The 22,820-nt window shown below is 47.9% G+C and carries 20 protein-coding genes; 4 read left to right on the top strand and 16 right to left on the bottom strand.

Annotated features, from left to right (window positions below):
- Positions 1-27: 27 nt before the first annotated feature.
- From AC0YN3_RS03155 to lepB, 10 genes are all read right to left on the bottom strand, one after another.
- Positions 28-936, bottom strand: coding sequence for an ABC transporter permease (locus tag AC0YN3_RS03155; protein ID WP_475773642.1), 909 nt, complete (start codon positions 934-936; stop codon positions 28-30).
- On the bottom strand, positions 933-1,865 hold the full coding sequence (locus AC0YN3_RS03150; protein ID WP_475774277.1) for an ABC transporter ATP-binding protein: 933 nt from the start codon (positions 1,863-1,865) through the stop codon (positions 933-935). Before AC0YN3_RS03150 ends, AC0YN3_RS03155 begins: the two co-directional genes overlap by 4 nt.
- Positions 1,866-1,962: 97 nt before the next feature.
- The gene (locus AC0YN3_RS03145) at positions 1,963-4,332 is read right to left on the bottom strand and encodes a hypothetical protein (RefSeq protein WP_475773641.1); all 2,370 of its coding nucleotides are present in this window, start codon (positions 4,330-4,332) and stop codon (positions 1,963-1,965) included.
- Positions 4,333-4,522: 190 nt separating this feature from the next.
- Complete coding sequence (locus tag AC0YN3_RS03140; protein WP_475773640.1) at positions 4,523-4,834, bottom strand: heavy metal-binding domain-containing protein; 312 nt, start codon at positions 4,832-4,834, stop codon at positions 4,523-4,525.
- 83 nt (positions 4,835-4,917) lie between these two features.
- The gene (locus AC0YN3_RS03135) at positions 4,918-5,256 is read right to left on the bottom strand and encodes a DUF3889 domain-containing protein (protein WP_475773639.1); all 339 of its coding nucleotides are present in this window, start codon (positions 5,254-5,256) and stop codon (positions 4,918-4,920) included.
- Positions 5,257-5,430: 174 nt separating this feature from the next.
- Positions 5,431-8,460: an efflux RND transporter permease subunit gene (locus AC0YN3_RS03130; RefSeq protein WP_475773638.1), complete on the bottom strand. Its 3,030-nt coding sequence runs from the start codon at positions 8,458-8,460 to the stop codon at positions 5,431-5,433.
- A 25-nt stretch (positions 8,461-8,485) separates the two neighbouring features.
- Entirely contained in the window at positions 8,486-9,175 is a 690-nt protein-coding gene (locus tag AC0YN3_RS03125; RefSeq protein WP_183561570.1) for a response regulator transcription factor, read from the bottom strand.
- Positions 9,153-10,631 carry a sensor histidine kinase gene (locus tag AC0YN3_RS03120; RefSeq protein ID WP_475773637.1) on the bottom strand — a complete coding sequence of 493 codons (1,479 nt, stop codon included), beginning with the start codon at positions 10,629-10,631 and terminating at the stop codon, positions 9,153-9,155. Before AC0YN3_RS03120 ends, AC0YN3_RS03125 begins: the two co-directional genes overlap by 23 nt.
- Before the next feature lie 148 nt (positions 10,632-10,779).
- A complete protein-coding gene (locus AC0YN3_RS03115; protein WP_475773636.1) occupies positions 10,780-11,715 on the bottom strand; it encodes a DUF4184 family protein in 936 nt (311 codons plus the stop codon).
- 18 nt (positions 11,716-11,733) lie between these two features.
- The gene (gene lepB, locus AC0YN3_RS03110) at positions 11,734-12,276 is read right to left on the bottom strand and encodes a signal peptidase I (RefSeq protein ID WP_475773635.1); all 543 of its coding nucleotides are present in this window, start codon (positions 12,274-12,276) and stop codon (positions 11,734-11,736) included.
- A gap of 168 nt (positions 12,277-12,444) precedes the next feature.
- On the opposite strand from lepB, the gene AC0YN3_RS03105 reads away from it, so the two are divergent.
- Together AC0YN3_RS03105 and AC0YN3_RS03100 are read left to right on the top strand one after the other, a co-directional pair.
- On the top strand, positions 12,445-13,656 hold the full coding sequence (locus tag AC0YN3_RS03105) for an MFS transporter (protein WP_475773634.1): 1,212 nt from the start codon (positions 12,445-12,447) through the stop codon (positions 13,654-13,656).
- A complete protein-coding gene (locus tag AC0YN3_RS03100) occupies positions 13,653-14,246 on the top strand; it encodes an HAD family hydrolase (protein WP_475773633.1) in 594 nt (197 codons plus the stop codon). The genes AC0YN3_RS03105 and AC0YN3_RS03100 overlap by 4 nt, the downstream gene beginning before the upstream one ends.
- On the opposite strand, the gene AC0YN3_RS03095 is transcribed toward AC0YN3_RS03100, so the two are convergent.
- Together AC0YN3_RS03095 and AC0YN3_RS03090 are read right to left on the bottom strand one after the other, a co-directional pair.
- A complete protein-coding gene (locus AC0YN3_RS03095) occupies positions 14,226-15,956 on the bottom strand; it encodes an ATP-binding cassette domain-containing protein (RefSeq protein ID WP_475773632.1) in 1,731 nt (576 codons plus the stop codon). The two genes, AC0YN3_RS03100 and AC0YN3_RS03095, sit on opposite strands and share 21 nt — an antisense overlap.
- Positions 15,943-16,794 (bottom strand): ATP-binding cassette domain-containing protein, encoded by an 852-nt coding sequence (locus tag AC0YN3_RS03090; RefSeq protein ID WP_475773631.1) that lies wholly within the window; start codon positions 16,792-16,794, stop codon positions 15,943-15,945. Before AC0YN3_RS03090 ends, AC0YN3_RS03095 begins: the two co-directional genes overlap by 14 nt.
- 123 nt (positions 16,795-16,917) lie before the next feature.
- Here AC0YN3_RS03090 and AC0YN3_RS03085 point away from each other — a divergent pair, with 123 nt between their 5' ends.
- Positions 16,918-17,532, top strand: coding sequence for a biotin transporter BioY (locus AC0YN3_RS03085; protein WP_475773630.1), 615 nt, complete (start codon positions 16,918-16,920; stop codon positions 17,530-17,532).
- Positions 17,533-17,633: 101 nt separating this feature from the next.
- Here AC0YN3_RS03085 and AC0YN3_RS03080 read toward each other — a convergent pair whose 3' ends face one another.
- The 4 genes from AC0YN3_RS03080 to AC0YN3_RS03065 all read right to left on the bottom strand — a co-directional run bounded on the left by AC0YN3_RS03080 (position 17,634) and on the right by AC0YN3_RS03065 (position 20,877).
- On the bottom strand, positions 17,634-17,936 hold the full coding sequence (locus AC0YN3_RS03080) for an anti sigma factor C-terminal domain-containing protein (RefSeq protein ID WP_475773629.1): 303 nt from the start codon (positions 17,934-17,936) through the stop codon (positions 17,634-17,636).
- 154 nt (positions 17,937-18,090) lie between these two features.
- Positions 18,091-18,585 carry a YlbF/YmcA family competence regulator gene (locus tag AC0YN3_RS03075; RefSeq protein WP_475773628.1) on the bottom strand — a complete coding sequence of 165 codons (495 nt, stop codon included), beginning with the start codon at positions 18,583-18,585 and terminating at the stop codon, positions 18,091-18,093.
- A 23-nt stretch (positions 18,586-18,608) separates the two neighbouring features.
- Positions 18,609-20,201 carry a tRNA (N6-isopentenyl adenosine(37)-C2)-methylthiotransferase MiaB gene (miaB, locus tag AC0YN3_RS03070; RefSeq protein ID WP_475773627.1) on the bottom strand — a complete coding sequence of 531 codons (1,593 nt, stop codon included), beginning with the start codon at positions 20,199-20,201 and terminating at the stop codon, positions 18,609-18,611.
- A gap of 73 nt (positions 20,202-20,274) precedes the next feature.
- A complete protein-coding gene (locus AC0YN3_RS03065) occupies positions 20,275-20,877 on the bottom strand; it encodes a TetR/AcrR family transcriptional regulator (protein WP_475773626.1) in 603 nt (200 codons plus the stop codon).
- Between the two features lie 189 nt (positions 20,878-21,066).
- Here AC0YN3_RS03065 and AC0YN3_RS03060 point away from each other — a divergent pair, with 189 nt between their 5' ends.
- Complete coding sequence (locus AC0YN3_RS03060; RefSeq protein WP_475773625.1) at positions 21,067-22,560, top strand: MDR family MFS transporter; 1,494 nt, start codon at positions 21,067-21,069, stop codon at positions 22,558-22,560.
- Positions 22,561-22,820 lie beyond the last annotated feature (260 nt).

The following is a 22,820-nucleotide window of genomic DNA, read 5'->3' as shown; positions in this document are numbered from 1 at the left end:
CGCCATCCTCTTTATCGGATCACGCTATCATTGCTTTTTCAATCTTGGACGCAGCGAACGTATGCCAAGAATCAAAGCAAGAACGGACAATATCGAGTAGATGATCATAAATTCCTGCCACAGCGCCAGCGGCGGATTTTGAGCGATCGGATTGCCCCTATTTCCCAAATAAGCTTGTTCGGTTATCGTCGGATCAAGAATGCTATACAAAGCTGCCATAGGGTTCCATGCAATGACATGGCCCACCCAGCTATATGATGTAACCGAGTTGTAGTTATACAACTGATCCATCGTGCTCGCTAACACAAAATACAAAAGCGCCGTCGCACCAAAAATAAACAAGGTAACGCCATATGTGACAATGACGGATACCATCGTACGCTTGAAAAGCGAAGAAAAAAATATGCCGAAGGAGCCAAGCACGAGCATAATGAACAAATAAAACAAAAAGACGAGTATCAGCTGCTTAGGCGAAATACCCCCGTATAGAAAGACCATGCTGTATACCGGAATGGTGCTTAACACGATCAAAATCATGAAACTAAGTGACGAAACAAGCTTGCTCAGCACGATCGTTGCCGAGCTTTGCTGCGTTGTCAGCAGCAGATTCAGCGTCTGCTTCTCACGTTCGCCGCTAATAACGCCAGCAGTCAGTCCCGGCGCCATAAAAGCAATGAGGCCAAGCTGCGCGAAGCTTAAGAAATAAAAGAGCAGCTTGCTTTCCTCTGGGTTGAAGGACTGCGAGCTTTGCATATTAATCTGCATAATATAAATCGCGCTAAACGCCATTAATCCAATGGCAAACAAATAAAAGAATAGCGTCCACATCGCTCTAGGCGTTCGCATGCGCAGTTTAAATTCTTTATTCAGTACCGGGTTTATCAGCTTATTGCGCCAACTTGCCCATGAATGCTTGGCAGCCGTTTGCTCTCTCATTCGAAGCCGTCGCCTCCTTTCGTAATCTCCAGAAACACATCTTCCAAATTCGTTTGTGCCTCGCTGAATGATACTAGCGCAAACCCAGCGGCAACAAGCCCGTTCAGCAGCGCTGCTTGTTCGGCGTCCTGTCCGCCGAAGTGGACCTGAATGCCTGATTCATCCCGTAAGATGCGGTTGACGAAGGGCTGCTCACGCAAATAAGCTTCTGCTTCCGCTTCTCGACCGAGCAGTCTGATATGCAGAAATCGTTTGACGCGCAGACGGTTTTGAATTTCGGCAACATTCCCAATCGCAATCATCTGGCCATGCTCAATGACGCCAATTTCGTCGACCATTTCTGCTAATTCAGGTAAAATATGCGAAGAAATGATAATGGTTTTCCCCATTGCCTTCAGCTCGCGCAAAATTTCCCTCATCTCAATTCTCGCACGCGGATCGAGCCCCGATGCCGGCTCGTCAAGGATTAGAAGCTCAGGATCGTGAACGAGGCATCTCGCCAAACAAAGCCTCTGCTTCATTCCGCGGGAGAGTGTATCCACGTAAGCATCCTTTTTATCGCTTAAGTTGACGAGTTCCAGCAGCTGCGGGATGAGCTGCTCGCGCTCCGCTTTGGGAATGCCGTAGCTCGCTCCGTAGAAATGCAAGTATTCAACCGTTTTAAACTGGTCGTACACGCCGAAGAAGTCCGGCATATAGCCAATTCGCTTCCTAACTTCATTCGGGAAGAGCGTCACGTCAAAGCCGTCTACCTTCGCTGTGCCTGACGTGGGAAACATCAACGTGGCTAGAATTGACATGGTTGTCGATTTCCCTGCCCCGTTCGGTCCGACAAACCCAAACACGGTGCCTTTTGGAATCGTCAAATCGATCGCTTTCAATGCTTGAAAGCTTCCAAATGTTTTCGTGAGCTGTTTGATCTCAATCATCGGAACTTCTGCTTGCTCCATCACTGCAGCTTCCGCTTTCGAAGGCTGTATTCGTTCAACCTGAATAATCTCAATCTGATCTTCTCTGCTCATCGGTTCATCGCACCTCTCCTTCAACCGCAATTAACGGCATGCTCATCTCGAGTGATCCTGTTGCCGTCACCTTCATACGGAGAATCTCATTGCCTACGAGATGCTCTTTTGGAGCAGCCATCGCGGATTGAACCGTTGACCATTGCGCAGTCTTTTCATTCCAGACGGCAAGCATATTGGTCAGTTGTGTCGATCCGTTCATCATTGTAATATCAAGCTTGTCATACGCAACTTTGCTGGAATTCGGCAATCGGTACTCAAACATAAGCTCGCCGTCACTTATGGAATAGATTCCATTCCCATAGTTTTCCAATCGCTGCAAGCTATTTTGTTTAATAACAGGCTGGATGATACCTGCCGGAACGATGGAGCGGTTGCCATCTATGAATGCCGTCTCAAGCGGTTGCATCCAGAATTTAAGGTTATCGGTCTTTATCCGGTCGCCATTCACTTTAAAAGACGGTTCATGATCGGAGCTGAAGCCGACTATCATTGGGCTGGACGAGACAATCCCGCCATTGTTTTGGTTCGCGTAAGTATCGAGTAAGCTTCGTTCCCGATTGAAAGTGTCCTTCGTGCGTCCTGATGGATACGGAAACATGAGTTGTCCGTATGGATAATATCCCGACTGCTGAATCGTGCTGCTTATGATCGATGCAGTTCCGCTTTCGCCGCGTTTCAAATCCCCAATTTTAAAGGCTTGTCCCTTTATAAGCACGGCTACGTGACTAAGATCGGTATCCGTATCGTTTTTGGCAGATACTTCAAGGTCGTTGTTCACTCGCTTGTACGTTAACGTCAATTGACCTGGATCACTTTCCATCATACGGCGGTCCAGCCACAATTTGCGAGTCGACCAATAAGGGACTTCTCTCCATATCATCGAGGTAGACTCGTTTCGAACAACGGCTTGGGTTTTCCCATCAAGCGCCAGCTCATAATTGTCAAAGTTATTGGAGTATGGCTTCGTGTTTAACGGTTCCTCAAAGTCCGCTTTGACCGTACCTCCAGTAGGTACGAATACGGCAGCTGCGCCTGAGCGAGCAGCATCGCCATGCCCGGTTAACTCAATGATTTCAATGGTATGGGCAGATTTAGTCCGCTTGTCCTCCGCGCCAATGTAAAAGATCGAGATTCCCACTATGACTGCCGTAGTAGGGATGAGCCACCATAACCATTCTCTACGATCCGTTTTAGACAAAATAAAATATAACAGCGGTGCCACAACAAACATATACAAAACAAACATCACGATAAGCAAGGTTAGGTTCGGCGGATTTATTGATGGAAACTGGTCAATAACGTTGTTTAAGTTCCAGAACATATCCGAACCATTGCTTATTGCTCCCGGCTGAATCGGCATGATGGTTGTTTGCAGCAGATTGGCCCATAAAGGAGCGCTCCCTGCGGAAGTAGAAAAAGGCTCAAGTGAAGGATCAAAAGCGACATAAATGACGGTTCCGAACCCGATTTCACGGGATACCGCAAGCGGCAGCCCGCCTTCGGCATGCTCGATTTCTCCTTCAATGACTGTCCCAACAGATACCGTTACGGGAGAATTCAGCTTGATTACCGTTTGATCAGCCGCATTAACGGTTATCGGATTGGTTAATTGCGAAGTGCCCAAAGCCTCAACCGGAGCAATTTCCAAGAACCCCTCAGCCGTTTTGGCATAACCAACTCCTCCTGACAAAACAAGCGTACCGCCTAAGCGGACCCAATCCTTCACCGCTTTCAATGCCTGTTCGTCAAAACTGGAAGTAGCTGTATCATTAATGACTAGCACATCCAAAGAATTCAGAAGAGCGGCATTCGTCGGAAGATCCTCTTGCGCAAGAGGGATTACCGTAATATCATAGCCCTTCTGGTTTAAAGACGGCATAAAGTTTAACGTATCGGGATCACGGGAGAGTACCCCGATCGTATGAGTGTTTGCTGTTCTCGAACTAATGTAGTCGTTTCCAATGATTTTGACATTGTTGCCGGATTTGAACGAGTCCTTGTAAAATCGGATTTTACTATTGCTTTTGTTCAGCATTTCACCTGGAAGAGAAGCAGTTACTGTGATGGCTGTCCCAACAGGCAGCTCAGCCGGTATGACAATATCGCTGGAGGCTTGCGTGTTTTGCAAAAGATGAGAGATGACTAGCTCACCTTTCAGATCCGTCCCCGTTACATTCGTTAACGTTAGTTTTACCGGGTACCATTCATTTTGCTTCATGTAGCCTTTAAAGCCCGCGCTGACATTTACCAAGATGCCGCTTTCTTCGGCAGAAGCCTTAGCAACTCCATTGAATGCTAGAAATACGGCAAGCATGCTAAAAAAAACGGCTAACGCAGCGGCTTGCTTTCCTTTTGTCCTGATTCGATTCACCTTCCGGCCCCTCTCCATATTTTTCTCAATCTTTTTATGTACATCCTTATTTTAACGGTTTTTACAATCAAAAGGTTGCAATATTTCCCATTTCAGGTGATTTCAAAAAAAAAAAAAGACAAAACATTGATTGCCTTAAGCGTCGCTTAAGCCTCTCGAAGTTTTGTCTTTTTCAACTTTAAACAAAGAGTTAGAGACGGACTGCCGTTCCGCTGACCGCAACCATCAGCATCCCCTCGCGAACGACCTCGTAATCAATATCAATGGCAACTATGGCAGTCGCTCCAAGTCTTGCAGCTTGATTTTTCATTTCATCGAAAGCAACGTCGCGCGCTTCCTTTAGCTTGCTCTCGTAAGCACCGGATCTACCGCCGACTATATCCGTAATAGATGCGAAGAAATCCCTGACAACGTTGGCACCCATAATCGCTTCACCAGTCACGACACCTACATACTCTTGAATGGGATGTCCCTCAATCGTTGGCGTAGTTGAAACTAACATACATCTATCTACTCCTTTCGCTTCATTTCTGAAGTCTAAATCTTTTTTACTGTATTACGACAATGAAAAGGGAATGTTTCAATTTAATGGGCATTAATCTCTGTTAGTTTTAAGTTCACTAACTGGTCCGTGCTTGATTCAATGGTCATAATAACTCGAACGCCAAATTCCTTCGTATCCTTGCGCACCCATAGCACAAAGGTTTCGTTCGCTTGCCCACCTGGCAGCGGTTTTCTTCCTTCGTACTTATAATCAAGTATCGAAGCGTCCTGGTACATTTTTTTCGTTTCCTGTACGGCAAGCTTTCCCCATTTCGCATAGGACGGCTCCGAGAATAGAGCTGAAGTTTCTGTCGAGGCAACCTCGGTATGGGCAAAGCTCAGCAATACAAATACGGCCTTCATCACGATATGACGCAGCATTTCAACACCACCTGTCTGCATAGAAAGAGATAGGTATAGGTTGGCCTAGTTCTAATCATCCTATCCCATTCCGGTGCATAGTGGCTTTAGCGCTGAATGGTGCTAAGCTTTCTGATGCGAAAGCGAAATAAAAAAAACGGTCACCAGGCGCTAGGCCGGTGACCGTATCTCGAATTAAGCTTCTTCAACTGCACGATGCTTGCGTTTGCGGTTCAAGAATTCATACACGACTGGAACGATGATTAGCGTCAATAACGTTGAGCTTGTTAATCCGCCGATTACGGTAACAGCCATTCCCTTCGAAATTAATCCTCCTGATTCAAATCCGAATGCCAAAGGAAGAAGCGCGCCTACGGTAGCAATTGCCGTCATTAGGATTGGACGCAGACGCGTGCCTGCCGCTTCGATCAACGATTCGCGTATCGATAGGCCTTCTTTTTCTTTCTGGATGACGCGGTCCACGAGCACGATCGCATTCGTAACAACAATGCCGATCAGCATCAGCGCTCCGATCATCGCTGTCACGCTCAGCGTTTCGCCAGCGATAAGCAGCCCGACTAGCGCACCGATTATCGTGAATGGCAAGGAGAATAGGATAGCAAACGGCGTCATTGCTCCGCCAAAGGTAATGACAAGCACGAGATAAACGACCGCTATAGCGGCTAACATAGCCAGACCAAGCTGAGTGAACGATTCATTGATTTGTTCGGTTACCCCGCCCATATCAATATCAACACCCGCCGGAAGGTCCGTTTCGTCAATCATCTTTTGAATTTCAGCTGAAACCTTGCCTACATCGGAAGCAGTTACATCCGCGGAAACCTCCGCATAGATACGGTCATCACGTCTAGTTACCGTGTTAGGTGCTTCGCCCTCCTCGATGGTAACGACGTCTTTAAGAGCAACTTCCGTTCCCATTGGCGACATCAATTTTACGTTTTCGAGATCTGCTTTATTTGAATAGGTTTTCGTTTCAACCTTGACGTAAACATTGAATTGCTCGCCATCCTTCTCGATGGTTGTCAATACCGGACGCTCGCGCACAGGGCTTAATGCCATTGCAATTTGTCCGGCAGTCAAGCCGTTTTGACTCAATTTTTCTTGATTTGCTACAATTCGGTACTGATCATATGTTTCCGACAAGCTTGAATCAATGTTTTTCAAGTTTTTGTTATCGGCTAGCTTTTTCGTTAGATCATCTACGACTGGCTGTAGCGACTTCATGTCAGGTCCGTATACTAGCATCGATACGCCCGATCCGCCAAGTCCCCCGCCCGTGAAGTCCTGCTGTTTCCATTCGCCTTTTCCGCCCAGTTCTTGAAGGAGCGGTATGATTTTTTCTTTCTCTGCGTTGAAATCTTTGTAATCCTCGTCATAGCTTAAGTTAAACAAAGCTTGCTTCGAAGCCCCCGGACTAAACGGGTTTTGCCCGCCTACCGCATATTGTACAACCGTGAGGCCTTCGCGTCCAAAGAGCTTGCTCTCGGCTTCAAGCGCCATTGCCTCTACTTGCTCGCGCGTTTCGCCTGGAGCTGGGTTATACGAAACAACCATCATTTTCTGCTCGTCTCCGGCTAAGAAGCTCGTACCGATGACAGGAACAAGGAATAAGCTGCCTACCAAGAGAAGAACGGCCAAACCAAATGCAACTGCTTTGTGGTCAAGCGACCAACGCAATACGCCTTTGTACCATTCCGCAAGGCGGCCTGGCTTATCATGGTTTGCTTTGCCTGCTTTCATCCCTTTGCGGAACATCATATGTGCAAGCATTGGAACTACTGTAATCGCAACGAGAAGCGATGCCAGCAATGCGAAAACGATCGTTAACGCAAACGGCAAGAAAATTTCGCCAATCATGCCTGATACCAGGCCTAAAGGCAGGAATACCGCAATCGTAACAATGGTTGAAGCAAGAATAGGTACGAACATTTCTTTTGTGGCATCCAGAATTAATTCTTTGCCCTTTAGCTTTTCAGTTGTTAGAGCCATCCGTCTATATACGTTCTCGATGACGACGATCGAATCATCGATAACCCGGCCAATTGCAACCGTCATTGCGCCGAGCGTCATAATATTCAACGTAATATCCATTTGGCTTAGGATAAGTAGTGCAATTAGAATCGATAACGGAATCGAGACGACTGCGATTATCGTGGACCGAATATCACGCAAGAAAATCATAATAATAATAACTGCGAACAAAGCACCGATTATGGCTTTGCTTAGCATCGTGTGAACCGAATCTTCAATCGGCTTCCCTTGGTCAAGCGTCATGACGAACGATAAGCCTTCATTTTTGCTTTCGAGCTCTTTAATTTCGTCTTTGACGTTATTGACAACGTCAACCGTGTTCGAATCGGCCGATTTCACGATGTTTAGACCAATCGCGTCCTTTTGGTTCGTACGGGAAATGGACTCGGCCTTGTCAATAATGCTGATATCCGCGATATCGCTAAGCTTGACGCCCGGCACGATGACCATATTGTTCAGGTCATCCTCTGTGGAGATGTTACCGTCAACGACGAGCGCTTTCTCGGAATCGCCAAACTCATAAATGCCGAGCGGAACCGATACGGCGGATGCTTGAACGATCCCTTTTACCGTATCTTCGGTCAATCCGAGCTCCTTCAGCTTCTCTTTGTTGAACGCAAGCTCTCCCTCTTGGACGTTCTGGCCGGAAATTTGAACGCTTGCTACGCCTTCGATTCCTTGCAAACGCGGAAGCACGTTATCCTGTACTTCCTTTGTGAGCTGTTCCAAGTTCAAGTTGTCGTTAGATAAACTTAGTGAAACGACTGGAAATGCGTTTAAGCTAATACGGGAAACCGATGGATCCTGCGCCCCATCCGGCAGCGATACCTCAGCGAGGATGTTTTTCACCTCTGCCTCCGCTTTTTCCATATCCGTCTCATAGGTGTATTCAATAACGACCGACGATGCATTCTCGTAGGAGGTTGAGCTGATGATCTCTACGCCTTTTAAATTTCTAGTTCTTTGCTCAATCGGCTTCGTAATCTTCTCCATAATTTCTTCCGGCGCAGCGCCGGGATAAACCGTCGTTACACTGACGATAGGTACCGTAATGTCAGGCAAGGTTTCCATTTTCATGTTCAAACCGGAATAAAGGCCTGCAAATAAAACTAACAATGTCAAAATCCATAATGCAAACTTGTTGTTCAATGAAAACCGGATCATGCTCTTCAAGTTATTCCACTCCCTCATCTTCTATCTATACTTTGAAACGGTAACCGACTCCCCATATCGTTTCGATATACTGGGGTTTTGACGGGTCATGCTCTATTTTCTCGCGCAGCCTCCGAATGTGAACCGTGACCGTAGCTGCGTCGCCATTTGATTCCAAGCCCCATATTCGCTCGAACAGCTCTTCCTTTTCAAAGACGCGATTAGGATTCGAGGCAAGCAGAAGCAGAAGCTCGTACTCCTTGGAGGTTAACATCGCTTCCTTCTCATGGATCATCACCCGGCGGGAGAGCTTGTCAATAAACAAGCCGCGAATACGGATATGCTCCCCCCGTTCGCTCTTGTCTGCCGTTAGACGCTCATACCTCGCCAAATGAGCCTTTACTCTGGCTACAAGCTCACTCGGGCTGAACGGCTTCGTCATGTAATCATCCGCTCCAAGACCGAGACCTCTTATCTTGTCTATATCTTCCTTCTTTGCCGTCACCATCAGCACCGGAATGTTAATAGACTGTCTGATTTGACGGCAAATCTCGAAACCGTCTACCTTAGGCAGCATCACATCCAATATGACAAGGTCAAAGCTCCCTTCCAACGCTTTCTGAAGGCCGATATCGCCCCTGCCCTCAATGTGTACGCCAAAACCGTAACTTTCCAAATAATCACGCTCAAGCTCGGCAATGGCTTTCTCGTCTTCAATGATTAGTATGCTTTTCATGCTCATCCACCGTATGGACGGTCGTGGATTTAGGCAGCTTCAGGCAGAACCTGGCACCTCCCTGTTCTGCATTCTCTGCCCAAACCGTACCGCCATGCCCTTCGATTATTTGTTTGACGATGGCCAACCCCAACCCGCTTCCCCCTGTTTCCAAGTTGCGCGACTGCTCCGCTCGATAGAAACGATCGAATATGAACGGCAGATCATCCTCTTCAATGCCAGGACCCGAATCTTCAATCACGATGAGTGCATTCTGCTGCAGCTCCCTAACCCTTACAAAAACTTGCTTGTTGTAAGGGTCGGTGTGCTGGCCCATGTATTTGACGCAATTGTTTAATATATTGGTCAGCACCCTGCTTAGCTTGTCTGGGTCGGCTGCGATTAGCAGCGGCTCCGACTCTTCCGTGAGATAGATTAATTCCACCTCGGATTTCTCCAGATCGAAACGCTGCTCGTCCAAGAAGTGCTCCAAATAGCGCCGTATATCTATGATTTTGAAATCAAACGCCACGGTCTGGAGATCCAGCTTCGAGAAAAGAAACAGCTCATCGATCAATTGATCCATATCTGTCGCTTTGCGATAGATCGTTTCCATATACCGGATGCGCTTCTCGTCGGTATTCGCAATGCCGTCCATTATTCCTTCAACATAACCCTTTATGGCCGATATCGGCGTTTTCAAATCATGTGAAATGTGAGACAAAAGCATTTTGCGGTTTTCTTCATATAAAAGACTCTGATCGATCGAATGCTTCAGTCTCACTCTCATATCCTCGAACGCATTGCTTAGCTGTCCGATTTCCCCCTTAGTCGTTGCTTTTACTTTATGAGAGAGATCGCCGTCCTTGATTTGAAGCGCAGCCGCTTCCAGCTCTTTAATGGGCCTTATAATGCTTCTGGAAACAAAATAAGTGAGCAGCAAGCTGGTTAATCCAATAAATGCGAGGCTAAAAACCGTACCTACAGGACGCCAATAGATAGGCACGGTATCTATTCGCCTAAATATTAACGCACTCCCTTCACCGCCGTCAGGATAGTTGAAATCGAGCGAGCTCACCTCGAATTGGAAAGAGTTGAACGTTACCTTCGAAGGCCTTTCTTGCAAAAACCGTTTCCAATTCTCGTTCGGTGCCGTCTGATCCAGAAATGGCGCGACGGATTTGATCTGTCCCTCTCTGGAGATGACGAGACCTGCCCAGTGCTCTCCCAGCCTATGTTGGATTTCCGCGACGTACTCCCTTTTCTCAAGCTGCCCGGCATCATTGCGCAGCACGTAGGATAATTCGCCATATACCAGCGCTTGAAGATAAGGTTCTTTGCTTTCCTTTTCAAAATATTGCCTGACATCCTCGACGCCGCGAGCATAAAAAACAAATATCATAAAAAGACTCATTAATATGAGCGGCAGAAATACCATCGCTAAGTAAGACATGTAAAGCTTTACCCGTATCGACAAATCTGCTCACGCCTCACTCATCAATATCCTATAACCTATGGTTTATCATAAAGGTCATTTCTAAACGAACTTGTAACCAATTCTTACAAAATTATTACATTTGGGTATTTGATGCGTAATATATGGGATCATCATTCATTTAATTACATTAATCATTTACGTGATTAATTTTTTTTGCATTCTTTTGACAATGAAGTGCACTTACGAGAATGAACGTCGACAACAGCCATACATACATGATCCACATAGCAGTCGAAACGGTGGCGAAAGAAGTGAAGCATTTGAATAGTATAATAAGGCCAGCTATTGCGCTCACTGAAAAAATCGCGCCAGCTCTCTTCCCGTTTGCCGTCGCTTGATTAATTAATGACATAAAATAAACACCTAATAAACCAGAGGTGATCGGGGCCACAACCCAAATGCTTATTGAAAAAAAGCTATCCGCAATAAGCAGCTTGACTGACAGCGTGACAACAGCCACTGCTAATATAGATCCCCAATTGATTTTCGGGCTTATGGACTGTAGCGCTGCCTTTACTTTTTTCTCGCGCTTTTTGTAGGCAAAAATGCGAAGCAGCAAATATAAACAGGGCATTCCTAGTCCAAGAGCCGACAGCGAGAGCTGAAGAATATGATAAACGTTATCTCCCAAAAACACGCTTTGCAAAAACGGCGATCTCTGTACGAACCAGCCTCCGCTGTGTGTGAAGTGGTCCAGCATCACATGCGATAGGAACCCAATCAGCAACGAGATCACAAATGCAACTACATCCTGAATACGGTTCATCTGCCAGGGCTGGTTTTTATGTAAAGCAAAGCGGTCAATGCCAGCAATAGCCGGAAGAAGCTTAGGCAGCGCGGGCTTAAGAATCAAATGGAACGCGTACGCAAAAGCGATGCAGGTCGGCAGCGAGAGTAGAAAAAAGCCAAGCATTTCATGACCGATTGAACGGAACGGTTGCATCGCAATGAAATATTCGATATCCGGTGACATGCTCCCAAGAATTAATCCCGTTATGCTTAAAGACGGTACTATTTTTTTGAGTGGGGCAGCGAACAACGGATGCGATAGCGTAAACGGCATTTTGGAAATCCATCTCCCTTACTTGCTAAGTGCGCCGAATTTCGGAAGCGGCCAAATTCGTAAGACTGCTTTTCCTTCGATACTCGATCGTGCTATCGGCCCAATCGCCCGGCTGTCCATGCTATGCTCGCGGTTATCGCCCATGACGAACAGCTGACCAGCTCCTACTGTGAATGGCACGGGTACGCTGCCAGCAAATGTTTGTCCTTTGACATATTGCTCCTCGATTTTCTCATCGTTCAAATATACGTCCCCATCACGAATATCGATGATATCGCCTGGGAGGCCAACCACTCTTTTAATTAATCGCAGGTCGCTCTCGGGTCCGTTAATAATCACAATATCTCCATGGCGCGGCTCGTGAAAGTGATAGGACCATTTGTCTTCAATTAATCGCTGGCCGGCAATCAGCGTGTTTTGCATGGAAACATTTTGAACCTCGGATTGCGCATATACATAGTTTTGGAACAACATAGCTACCACGATCGCAATGCCAAGCGAGATTGTCCATTCTTTTATTTCTTTTAGTATTCCTTTTGAATGGCTGTTTTTTGTTTTCATCTGCTTTCACCTCGTTATTTAGTAGATATTGCCGTGTTTAACAAACTTAACGCCGTTGGTTTATACGTTACAAGTTGGGCAAAGTTCCCAAGCAATGCTATGAAAATAGGAAGTGACAATGGACGCCGCTATGCGCTAAAGTGAAAAAGAGAGGAGAATTCAACATCTATGAATCAAATCACGGCTGCTCAGCGAGTGCTTTTCACGGTTATCACCATTTTATACTGGACTTCGATGTACGTATACGTCCCAACCTTATCGCCATATCTAAGTGATCGCGGATTGTCCCTGCCCTTTATCGGAATTGTGCTCGGGAGCTATGGATTCGTACAAATGTTTGTCCGGTTCCCGCTTGGTATTTTGTCTGACCGGTTTGGGAAGCGAAAGCCATTTATTGTGCTCGGCATGCTCACCGCAGCGATTAGCTGCCTGCTCTTTCTCGTCCCCGGCCCATGGTTATGGCCGCTGGCTGGCAGGCTCATGGCTGGCGTATGCGCATCTACATGGGTCGCATTCACCGTGCTTTATGCCAGTTATTTCGGAGCCGGACAGACCGGGAAAGCGATGGGCAACATTAGCGTCATGACCGTTTCCGGGCAAATGGTCGGCATGATGCTAAGCGGCTGGCTTACGGACGGCTTTAGCGAAAATGCACCGTTTATTCTCGGAGCTGTCATTGCCGTTATTGGACTTGGTCTTGCCTTTGTAATAAAGGAACCGCAACTGGAGCTGCGCGACCAACCTGGAATGTCTTTTGCGATGATCAAAAATGTCGTGCGAACGAAAACCTTGCTTCAAGTATCACTGCTCTCTATTCTAGCTCATGGTGTTTTGTTTATCACAATGTTTGGCTTCACGCCGCTAAAAGCGGAAGAGCTTGGCGCTACCGGATTGAAACTAACGATGCTCGTATTCGCCTTTATGCTGCCTCACGCGTTTGCTTCCCTCGTAACGGCTAGATGGTTTACGCCAAGGTTCGGTCACTGGGGAACGATTGGAGCCGGCTTTCTATTAAGTACCCTATGCACGGCCGCTATGGTATTCGGAGATTCATTCGGATTTCTCATCTTCACGCAGGCAATCAACGGATTCGCGCAAGGGCTGCATATGCCTCTGCTGCTCGGACTTGCCATTCGTGACGTGGCGCTGCCTGGTCGTGCGACTGCAATGGGCTTGTACCAAGCCTTATATGCAATCGGAATGTTCTCTGGACCTTTTCTGGCTGGCTGGTTAAATGATAGCTGGGGATTAAATGGTGGCTTCCTATTCGGTTCATTGTTAGGTGCCGCTGCCTTTATTCTCGTAGCGGTGTGGGCAAGATCGGAGCGAAAAAGCGCCGTACGCGTGCAGCAATCCGCAGTAAAGGAGATAAGCGGATGACCAAACCTCAGCTCGTTCTCGACATCGGCGGCGTACTTGCCACTAACTTATCTCCGCTGCTCTGGCAGTTGCTGGCAGCTGAAGCGACTGTTACCGAAGAACATCTATACTCCGCTTACAAACAAGAAATAAGTGAGTCTTTGTGGCGCGGCCAGCTTTCAGAGGAGCAATTTTGGGAGTGGATTATATTATATGCTCCGAAGCTAAACAGAGAGCAGGGTCGAGCTTTTATCGACATGAGCTTGAAGCCGCTTCCCGCAATCGCTTGCATACCGGAATGGGCGCAGCTTGCCGACATTCATATACTAAGCAACCATTTGTCTGCATGGGTTGATCCCTTACTTTCTGCGATTAGACCCTACTTGCATACGGTCACGATATCCAGCCAAATAGCTTTGAAGAAACCTAATCCGAGCATCTTTGAATCGGTCATTTCATTGTTGCCTATAGGCTCACCCGTGTTATTCGTTGATGATCAGCAAACAAATCTAAAACAAGCAGCTTCGCACGGATGGCGAACGCTGCTTGCTGATGACGGGGGCCATTGGATGAATCAGGTATCTTTGCTGCTAAAGCAAATAAGCCAATAACAACAGCAATGATCCGCTTGTTAGCCCGACGCTGATTAAAACCGCGTCCGCCTTCTGGAATTTTAGGCGGAACGCATACACAGGATTACGCCTCGCATAGCCGAAACCTCTTGCTTCAAGCGCATCTGCCATTTGCTCCGCCAATCGGAGAATAGAACGTACATAAGGAATCAAGATCGGGATAATCTGTTTAATGGGTACCGATTTAGGCGGCGCTGCCGCCTTTCCTCTTGCATGCGCAAGCTTGGCAAACCTCTCCCATTCCCCTGTAAGAAGGGGAATAAACCTAAATATAAGCGTTACGATTAGTGCGAAGCTATGAATAGGCAGCCTTAGCCTTTCAAGCCAACCAAACGTTTGTTCAATGCTGCGCTGCAGACGGTAAGGCGTCATAAGCTTCAGCATAGGCATGCCCAACACCATAACGAGCAGCAGCTTGCCAAACCTCATTGCAATCGGCCATGCCTTTTCCACATCGAAACTTAGGGGGTCCAGCCCAATCCCCCCAATTATGCAAAACACGATGATCATAATGGCATATGCACGAATGACTCGAACCCACTGCCAGATCAGCGCGCGAAACGGTATTGCCAAAGCTGCCGTAACGATAGCAGCAATGATAACTTCCAGCGCCGTTTTCTGCGCTAAAATGCATGCGGCAAGAAACAGGTAAACGAGTACTAGCGCACGTGGATCAAATTGGTCATTCCGAGGCATTGTTGTCCGCTGGTTCGACCTTTCTGTTGGCAAGCTGCGCTGCTCATTGAAGCATGCAGCACCAGCTCGATCGAATTGGACTTGTTGCTGACAAACGGCGCTTGCATAGGCTTCACTGCTTGAATGATCCTTACGCAGCTTTAGTTGCGCAGCAATGGCCGCCGCCGTCTCACGCGGCGTCGGCCACGGCGCCCCGCTTCCCGGCGCCGGAAACCCTGGCGGCAAAGCCGCACCCGCCCGCAGCGCTGCCAGCGCGCGCAGCGCCTGCGGCGCCTCTGCGGCTTCCGCTACCGCCGCCGCAGGTGCCGCTGCGCGGACCGTGCCGCCGCTAACCACGGCGACCGTGTCCGCCAGCGGCAGCAGCGCGTCGAGGTCGTGCGTGGCAACGACCGCTCCGCGCCCTGCCGCCCTGTGCGCTTCAAGAACCGCGCACAGGCGGCGAATGCCGACGGCGTCAAGCCCCGCCGTCGGCTCATCGAGCAGCAGCCAATCCGGCTCGCACGCCAGCAAGCAGGCGAGCGACAGCCGTCGCTGCTGACCGCCGCTGAGCGTCCATGGGTCACGCTCCAGCAGCTCCAGCGGCAAACCAGCCTCGTTAAGCGCATGCTCTATTCTCGAACTTGCTTGTTCCTTTGACACGCCGTAAGGCTTTAGTGAATATTGCAGCTCTTCACCGACCGTCGCGGCGAACCACTGCGATTCGGAGCTCTGCATCGCGATCCCGAAGAGAAGCGCGGCTTTCTGATTTAAATAAACTCTTCGTTTCCCATGTAACCATAACGGCTCGTCGCCAAGCCATATTTCGCCCTCTGCAATCGTACGCAGACCCGCCATTGTCTCCAGCAGCGTCGATTTGCCTGCTCCATTATGTCCGATAAGCAGCGTAATTTCGCCAGCCTTGAAAACCATATTTATATTTTGCAGCAGCGGCCTCCCCGCAATCCCATCTGCGTTAACGGAAACCTTGTCCAGCTTCCAATCATCTTTCATCATGCTTCACCGCCTTTGCCAGCATCTCTGCCGTCAATGGAAAAGGCGAAAGCTGAACCCCTAGCTCAGCCAGCTCCCAAGCAACCTGTGCCGCGTATGGCGCTTCGAAGCCAAGCCGCTCGCACCAGCTGTCATTTATGCCTGCTTGTGATCGTTCAAACCAAGCGTCAGCATTTCCATCGAATGCGATTGCTCCTTCGTCCATCGCAATAATGCGATCGCCAGACCGAAGCTCATCCAGCTTTTGCGTGATCCATACAACTGTCACACCATCATGATGGAGGGCTCTTACTTGCTCTAGTACTAGAATTGACGCCTCCGGGTTCAGCATGGCCGTCACCTCATCGAGGACCAGCATTGGTGATTTAGCAGCCAAGCAACCGGCAATGGCAACAAGCTGCTTTTGTCCTCCTGAGAGCGTTTCGATCGGCTGGTGAAGCTTGTCCCCCATACCTACGCGCTGTAGCGCCTTTTCCGCTTCTGCCGGTATGTCCAACCCTGAAAGGTCGTTCTGCTCCATCAATAGCACAACGTCCTCCCATGGCGTTGCCCCAACCATTGCCGCTTCCGGCTGCTGCATCACAATCGGTACGGGCCTGCCTTCCGCAGCCGTATGTATCTTACGGATGATTTCTCCTTCCAACCCGGCAACGCGAAATCCTGCCGCCGCTTTGGCCAACGTGCTTTTCCCGCTTCCGTTGCGGCCTAACAAGGACAGCCAAACGCCATGTTCAATGGTTAACGAGATATCCACTAAAATCGGATTGAGTTTTGCGCCTTCACTCATAGATGGCGGTGTAACGCAAACATGCTTTAAACTCACTTGAAAATCGGTATTCAAAAAAATTCACCCAACCTCTTCCCCAAATCGATCGGCTATGCTACAATTCGAATTGTTAACCTTAAACAAATATAAATGGTTAACAATCAAAACGCAACAACATAAAAGGAGACGTTCACTCGTATGCAAAGCAACAATATCCGCTCGCTCGTATTCATCGCCTTATTCTCAGCCTTATTCATTATTATGAGTTCACTAACGATTAAGCTCGGCGGTTCACTCGTACCGATCACCTTACAAACACTAGGCGTTGTATTAGCCGGTTTGTTCCTCTCTCCGCGCAACGCCTTTCTCAGCATTTTCGTCGTCATTGTACTTGCGGCAATCGGTCTGCCTTTATTCAGCGGTGCTGGAGGAATCGCCCACCTAACGGGTGCAACAGGGGGTTTTATCTTTGCATTCCCGTTTTGCGCTATGCTCGTTAGTATCGCAGTCGGTGCTTATTTGCGAACTAGCGGCTCTAAAGGGAATAAAGGTGTAGCTGCCATTGTCTTCTTTGTGATTTTCGAGCTTTTCAGTTCGCTTTTCTCTTACCTGCCAGGCATACCATGGCTCATGCATATTACTGAATTCTCATTCCAGAAAGCTATGGCCGTAGGCTTCTATCCATTCATAATTGGCGATGCATTAAAGTCGCTTGTTGGCGCCATTCTGGCTATCTCTTTAACACCTTACATCGTCTATATCCGCTCGTCAACCGTCAAGCGCAGCAACCAGGAGTTAACCGTTAAAGGCTAGAATCGATACTTTCACTTGAAAAATGCGTATTCCATTTGACTCTCGTCAAGTGGGACTTGACCCTGTTTATCAGACAGAGTCCAGTCCCAGCGGAATACGCATTATTTTTGATTCCAATTCCAAAGCCGTACCTCACCTATTCGAATGGCCCTTACAAAGCTAACCTCCCGCAGTTTCAGAAGCTCCTTGACTGGTCCCGTCGCTACGACGCCGTAAATCTGAACGCCATTCTCATCTGCGTAATCCAAAGCGTCCTTGTTTACGTCAAACCATTCGAGCTCCATTTCCTTTCCGTCAAACTTCTTTATTACATCAAGCTGCTCGTCATATTCATCAAACGACCGAAGCATCTGCCTTGCCCAGACGCTGCCAACTTCCTTGCCCTCTGTCAAATGGCTTTTCACTATTCCCTTATGTTATCACGCTTTAACATTGGAAAATGTTACGAATGAAGAGACGTTTCATCCATATTGCTAATCTTGGAAATCGCATAACAAAAAAACGCCTGCCCGATTAGGCAAGCGCTTCTTTATGTTGTTCCATTATGCTTATGTTCGCTTAGTCGCTGCATTCCTCGGGAGCCGGCTCGGATGCGTCTTCTACGCTGATTTTCTCGGAAACGGTGTCGCGCACGATCGAGATGACAAGCTGCAGCAAGTAGTTGATATCCGTTTGGCTTTGTTGAAATTCCGATACGATTGGAATGCCGTCGAGCTCGTCCTGCAGCGTTTCCATTTCGCCTTCGATTTTTTTAACCATATCGGCGTTTTTGAACGTCGTTTCGAACGCAACGACTTCCTTTTGCTTCTTTTTAATTTTCGTAATTAATTGCTGAACGCGTTCATTCCCATTGATTTGCTGTTCGGCACGGCGATAGTGCTGGACTTCCTCCGACGTAAAAATGAGATCCGCAAGCTCTTTCGCTTTTGTCGTAATATCTTCGCGAACGATCAGATCGCGTGTATGGAAGCTCGGGATTCCGCAGCCTTCCCCATGCTCGTGATCATGATCGCAATGTGCGCCTTGGTTTTCTGCCGTTTGCTGCTCTGCCATTTGTCATCTCTCCTGTTTTGCCGTTAGCTTACGGCTTCTTGTGCATCCTGTTCGATCGATTCCGCTTTAATATACCAGGTTTGCGCTTCTGTTACTTTTGCCATTATGAATTGGCCGACCCATTCCTTGGGACCTTCCAAATGAACTAATTTATTCGTGCGCGTACGTCCTGATAGGATACTCGCATTATTTTTGCTTTCGCCTTCTATAAGCACCTCAACGATTTGGCCGCAAAGCTGCTCATTCTTCTCTCTCGCATTTGCTGCAAGCTGAGCATTCAGCCGTTGAAGCCTAGCCTTCTTCACCTCTAGCGGCACATTGTCTTCCATCCCTGCAGCAGGCGTACCTTCGCGCGGGGAGTATAGGAACGTATAAGCGGAATCAAAACCGACTTCCTTTACCAGCGTCATCGTGTCTTCGAACTGCTCGTCTGTTTCGCCAGGGAAACCAACGATTATATCTGAAGTAAGCATCGCGTTCGGGATTGCTTTCTTAATCTTTCCTACCAGCTCCAAATACATCTCGCGTGAATATTTGCGGCTCATTCGCTTCAAAATCTCCGTGCTGCCCGATTGCACTGGCAAATGGATATGCTCCACTAGATTGCCGCCCGTTCCGAGCACTTCGATCAAATGATCATCAAAATCACGCGGATGGCTGGTCATGAAGCGAATGCGCGGAATATCGATTTTGGACATATCATGCATAAGATCGCCGAAACGATAGCTGATATCCTCGAAATCCTTCCCGTAAGCATTCACGTTCTGACCAAGGAGCGTAATTTCTTTGAAGCCTTTCCTTGCCAGTTCGCGCACCTCGGCAATGACATCCTCTGGACGCCTGCTGCGCTCCTTGCCTCTCGTATACGGTACGATGCAATAGGTGCAAAACTTGTCGCAGCCGTACATGATATTAACCCAAGCACGCATGCCTTCGCGTTTCTTAGGCATATTTTCAATAATATCGCCTTCCTTGGACCAAACCTCCACAACCAGCTCTTTACTGAAGTAAGCGTTTTGGAGCAGATGAGGCAGGCGATGGATATTATGCGTTCCGAAGATCATATCCACAAAAGCATGCTTTTGCAAAATACGCCCGACAACCGATTCCTCCTGAGACATACAGCCGCAAACGCCAAGCAGCAGGTCTGGCTTCTCGGTTTTGAGCGTCTTCAGATGCCCAAGCTCGCCAAACACCTTATCCTCGGCGTTCTCGCGAATCGCGCATGTATTCAATAAGATGACATCTGCTGCGTTGCGGTCCTCCGTAGCCGTGTAGCCCATCTCTTCGAACATGCCTTTCATGACCTCTGTGTCATGCTCGTTCATCTGGCAGCCATAGGTTTGGATCAGATAATGCTTGCCAACCCCCATAGTCCTCAGCTCATCTGGAATAGCGAAGTCGTAATGCACCTCGATATCTTCTTTGCCGCGCTTTTTCTCATCCTTATGGCTAGGAGCGGCGTTTATGTTGACGATCCTTCCTTTAATGCGGTAGGTCGTTGAATTCTCGTCCTGGTCGATCACTTTCGCATCGCTGAAATCAAAATATTTGGAGTAATCCTTGAGCAGCCCTTGCTTCTTGTCCGTAGCGAGCTGGTTACTATCCTTCGTCACTGCCGTTTCACTTCCTTATGGGTACTAATAGTTGCTTAGTATGCTTATATAGCCCAATTCAGTATTATACCAGTTAACGGAATAAAGGGTCAATAAAGGTCATGCAAAATCGGTCTTGAATTTCCTCGCAAGAATAGCCCATCACGAACCTAAGCTGCTTGAACGTATGCGGCGATTGTATGGAAATAAAGGAGTGAGCCGCATAGCAGGGATCAATGGATGAGATTTCTTTCTTCTCTATCGCTTCTATAAAAAGATTTTTAAGCACGCTATGCAAATATAAATATGGCGGCGATTGAAAGAAATCCGGTTTTTGATTTTCCATTTTATTGAAAGATTGCATAACGCCAAGCCATTTCGATTCTTTGTCAATAAAAGCTATAATTTTTCGCATCACGGTGCTTAGCCGTTCTTGAACGGACTGCTGCACGGCTGATTCTAAATATTCATCGATCTCCGAGATGAAGATTTCAAAGTTCTCTTTCATCATATCCATACATAAATCGCCTTTGTTTGAATAACGCCGATATAAAGTGCCTTGCCCGATGCCTACCGATTTCGCGATTTGATGCATGCTGACCGATTCTACCCCATGCTCCGTAAACAAACAATTGGCAGTATGCAAAATTGCTTTGCTCAACGCTTGTTTCGTCCTGCTGTTTTCTGGTGCAGTCATCGTCCTATCTCCTTTTTCCGCTTTTACAAATGTAACGATTGACAATTGCCCGTTTCGTCTTTATTATTCAGTAGTGCGGACAATTGTCCGCACATAGATGCGGTCATCTTTTTATTGTAGCCTGATTCCTTATAGCAGGTCAACAATAGGAAGAATAGACCCCCCCATATACGGATAGGAGGAATAAAAATGGCTTCCGCTTCACCGAAAGCAGCACCTACTGGCGATCCCATGTCGATTCGCAATATTATTGCCCCGCTAATCGCCATCATTGTCGGCATGTTTATGGTCATTCTGGATGGTACGGCAATGAACGTTGCCATGCCTGGTTTAATGGAGGATTTCAAAAGTTCGATGTCAATCGTCCAATGGACGATCACGGGCTATGCACTCGCGCAAGCCGCTGTCATTCCGCTCGCGGGATGGATGTCGGATCGTTTTGGAGCCAAGCAGGTTTTCTTGTTCTCCATTATTATGTTTACGCTTGGCTCCGCTCTTTGCGCACTCGCAACGACGGCTGAGCAGCTTATCGTATTCCGTGTCATTCAAGGCCTTGGCGGCGGCATGGTCGCTCCAATTGCGATGGCCTTCACGTTTAGGCTTAGCCCTCCAGGCAAGCAAGGTGCTGTTATGGGCATGATCGGTATTCCGATGCTGCTCGCTCCTGCTCTTGGCCCTGTAGTAGCTGGCTACCTAGTTGACTACGTATCATGGCACTGGATTTTCATTATTAATCTTCCGATCGGCGTCATCGCTGTTATCGTTGGTCTTCGCACATTGCCGAATATTGAGCGCAAACGCGTACCTTCCCTTGATTTCCTTGGGATGATATTCGCTCCACTTGCATTTGCCATGCTTGCTTACGGCGTAAGCTCAGCTGGCGGCGGTGAAGGCGGCGGCGGAAGCGGCTGGACATCGCCAGAAGCGCTAATCGGCATGATCGTTGGTGCTGTAGCGCTCATCATTTTCATTATCGTAGAGCTTAACCGCAAAGAACCGCTGCTGGAGCTCCGCGTTTTCAAATCCGGAGATTTCACGCGAGGCATCATTCTGCAATGGATCGTGCAGATCGCCTTGTTCGGAACTTTGTTCCTTGCACCGATTTTCTTGCAGCTTGCAAAAGGCTACTCAGCGTTTGACACTGGACTTATCTTGCTGCCGCAAGCACTTGCAGCCGGTATTTTCATGCCGATCGGCGGCAAGCTGTTTGACCGTTTCGGAGCACGTCCCGTCGTTCTTTCAGGGTTAGCCATCGTTACGATAGCCGGTTTTATTTTAAGCCAAATATCTGCCGAAACGACGCTGCTTACATTGATGATTCCACTTGCCATGCTCGGAGCAGGTATGGGCTTGTCCATGATGCCTCTTAACACGCATATCATGCAGTCCGCTCCTAGGGAGCTTGTAAGCCGTGTCACTTCATTGACGGCTGCTGCGCAGCAGGTCATGACCTCCTTTGCAATCGCAGGCTTGTCCACCATTCTTGCGAGCAGAGTCGAGCATTACAGTGCGACAAATCCAGGACCGAATGTTGTTTACTCCTCATACGGTGACACATTCTTCATTCTCGCCATTATTTCAATCGTTGGCGCAATTGCTGCTTTGCTGCTTCGCAGACCAAAGCAAGAGAAGGGCACCAATATGGATGAGAAGCCTGAAATGTCCATGATGATGGGCCACTAACTAACTTTACTTATCTTATGTAATGCAAAAGACAGCTTCCGAATCGTCATTGACGACAAGGAAGCTGTCTTTTTATACATATAGACTTTATAGGTTTCACCCGATAAAGTATTCTTCTATTTCTACGAGAAACGGATATCCTCCTCTTGCAGAGGACGGCGAAGCTGTTTCTTCTTGACGTATAGGAAAAGATTTGGGTTTGCTCATCCTTTCTCTATGCGTTTCACCGAAACGATGGCGTCTATTGAAAGGACGCCATC

The sequence above is a fragment of the Paenibacillus sp. J22R232 genome, from assembly GCF_056269165.1.
This window is presented reverse-complemented; position numbering and strand designations above follow the sequence as displayed.

What these genes read in the sequence shown, in the direction of transcription:
- AC0YN3_RS03075 (WP_475773628.1), bottom strand. Translation starts at nt 18,585, where the DNA reads ATGGCAGAGCAGCAAACGGCAGAAAACCAAGGCGCACATTGCGATCAT.
- AC0YN3_RS03135 (WP_475773639.1), bottom strand. Translation starts at nt 5,256, where the DNA reads ATGCTGCGTCATATCGTGATGAAGGCCGTATTTGTATTGCTGAGCTTT.
- AC0YN3_RS03125 (WP_183561570.1), bottom strand. Translation starts at nt 9,175, where the DNA reads ATGAAAAGCATACTAATCATTGAAGACGAGAAAGCCATTGCCGAGCTT.
- AC0YN3_RS03115 (WP_475773636.1), bottom strand. Translation starts at nt 11,715, where the DNA reads ATGCCGTTTACGCTATCGCATCCGTTGTTCGCTGCCCCACTCAAAAAA.
- AC0YN3_RS03140 (WP_475773640.1), bottom strand. Translation starts at nt 4,834, where the DNA reads ATGTTAGTTTCAACTACGCCAACGATTGAGGGACATCCCATTCAAGAG.
- AC0YN3_RS03095 (WP_475773632.1), bottom strand. Translation starts at nt 15,956, where the DNA reads ATGATGAAAGATGATTGGAAGCTGGACAAGGTTTCCGTTAACGCAGAT.
- AC0YN3_RS03065 (WP_475773626.1), bottom strand. Translation starts at nt 20,877, where the DNA reads ATGACTGCACCAGAAAACAGCAGGACGAAACAAGCGTTGAGCAAAGCA.
- lepB (WP_475773635.1), bottom strand. Translation starts at nt 12,276, where the DNA reads ATGAAAACAAAAAACAGCCATTCAAAAGGAATACTAAAAGAAATAAAA.
- AC0YN3_RS03100 (WP_475773633.1), top strand. Translation starts at nt 13,653, where the DNA reads ATGACCAAACCTCAGCTCGTTCTCGACATCGGCGGCGTACTTGCCACT.
- AC0YN3_RS03060 (WP_475773625.1), top strand. Translation starts at nt 21,067, where the DNA reads ATGGCTTCCGCTTCACCGAAAGCAGCACCTACTGGCGATCCCATGTCG.
- AC0YN3_RS03105 (WP_475773634.1), top strand. Translation starts at nt 12,445, where the DNA reads ATGAATCAAATCACGGCTGCTCAGCGAGTGCTTTTCACGGTTATCACC.
- AC0YN3_RS03085 (WP_475773630.1), top strand. Translation starts at nt 16,918, where the DNA reads ATGCAAAGCAACAATATCCGCTCGCTCGTATTCATCGCCTTATTCTCA.
- AC0YN3_RS03155 (WP_475773642.1), bottom strand. Translation starts at nt 936, where the DNA reads ATGAGAGAGCAAACGGCTGCCAAGCATTCATGGGCAAGTTGGCGCAAT.
- AC0YN3_RS03150 (WP_475774277.1), bottom strand. Translation starts at nt 1,865, where the DNA reads ATGATTGAGATCAAACAGCTCACGAAAACATTTGGAAGCTTTCAAGCA.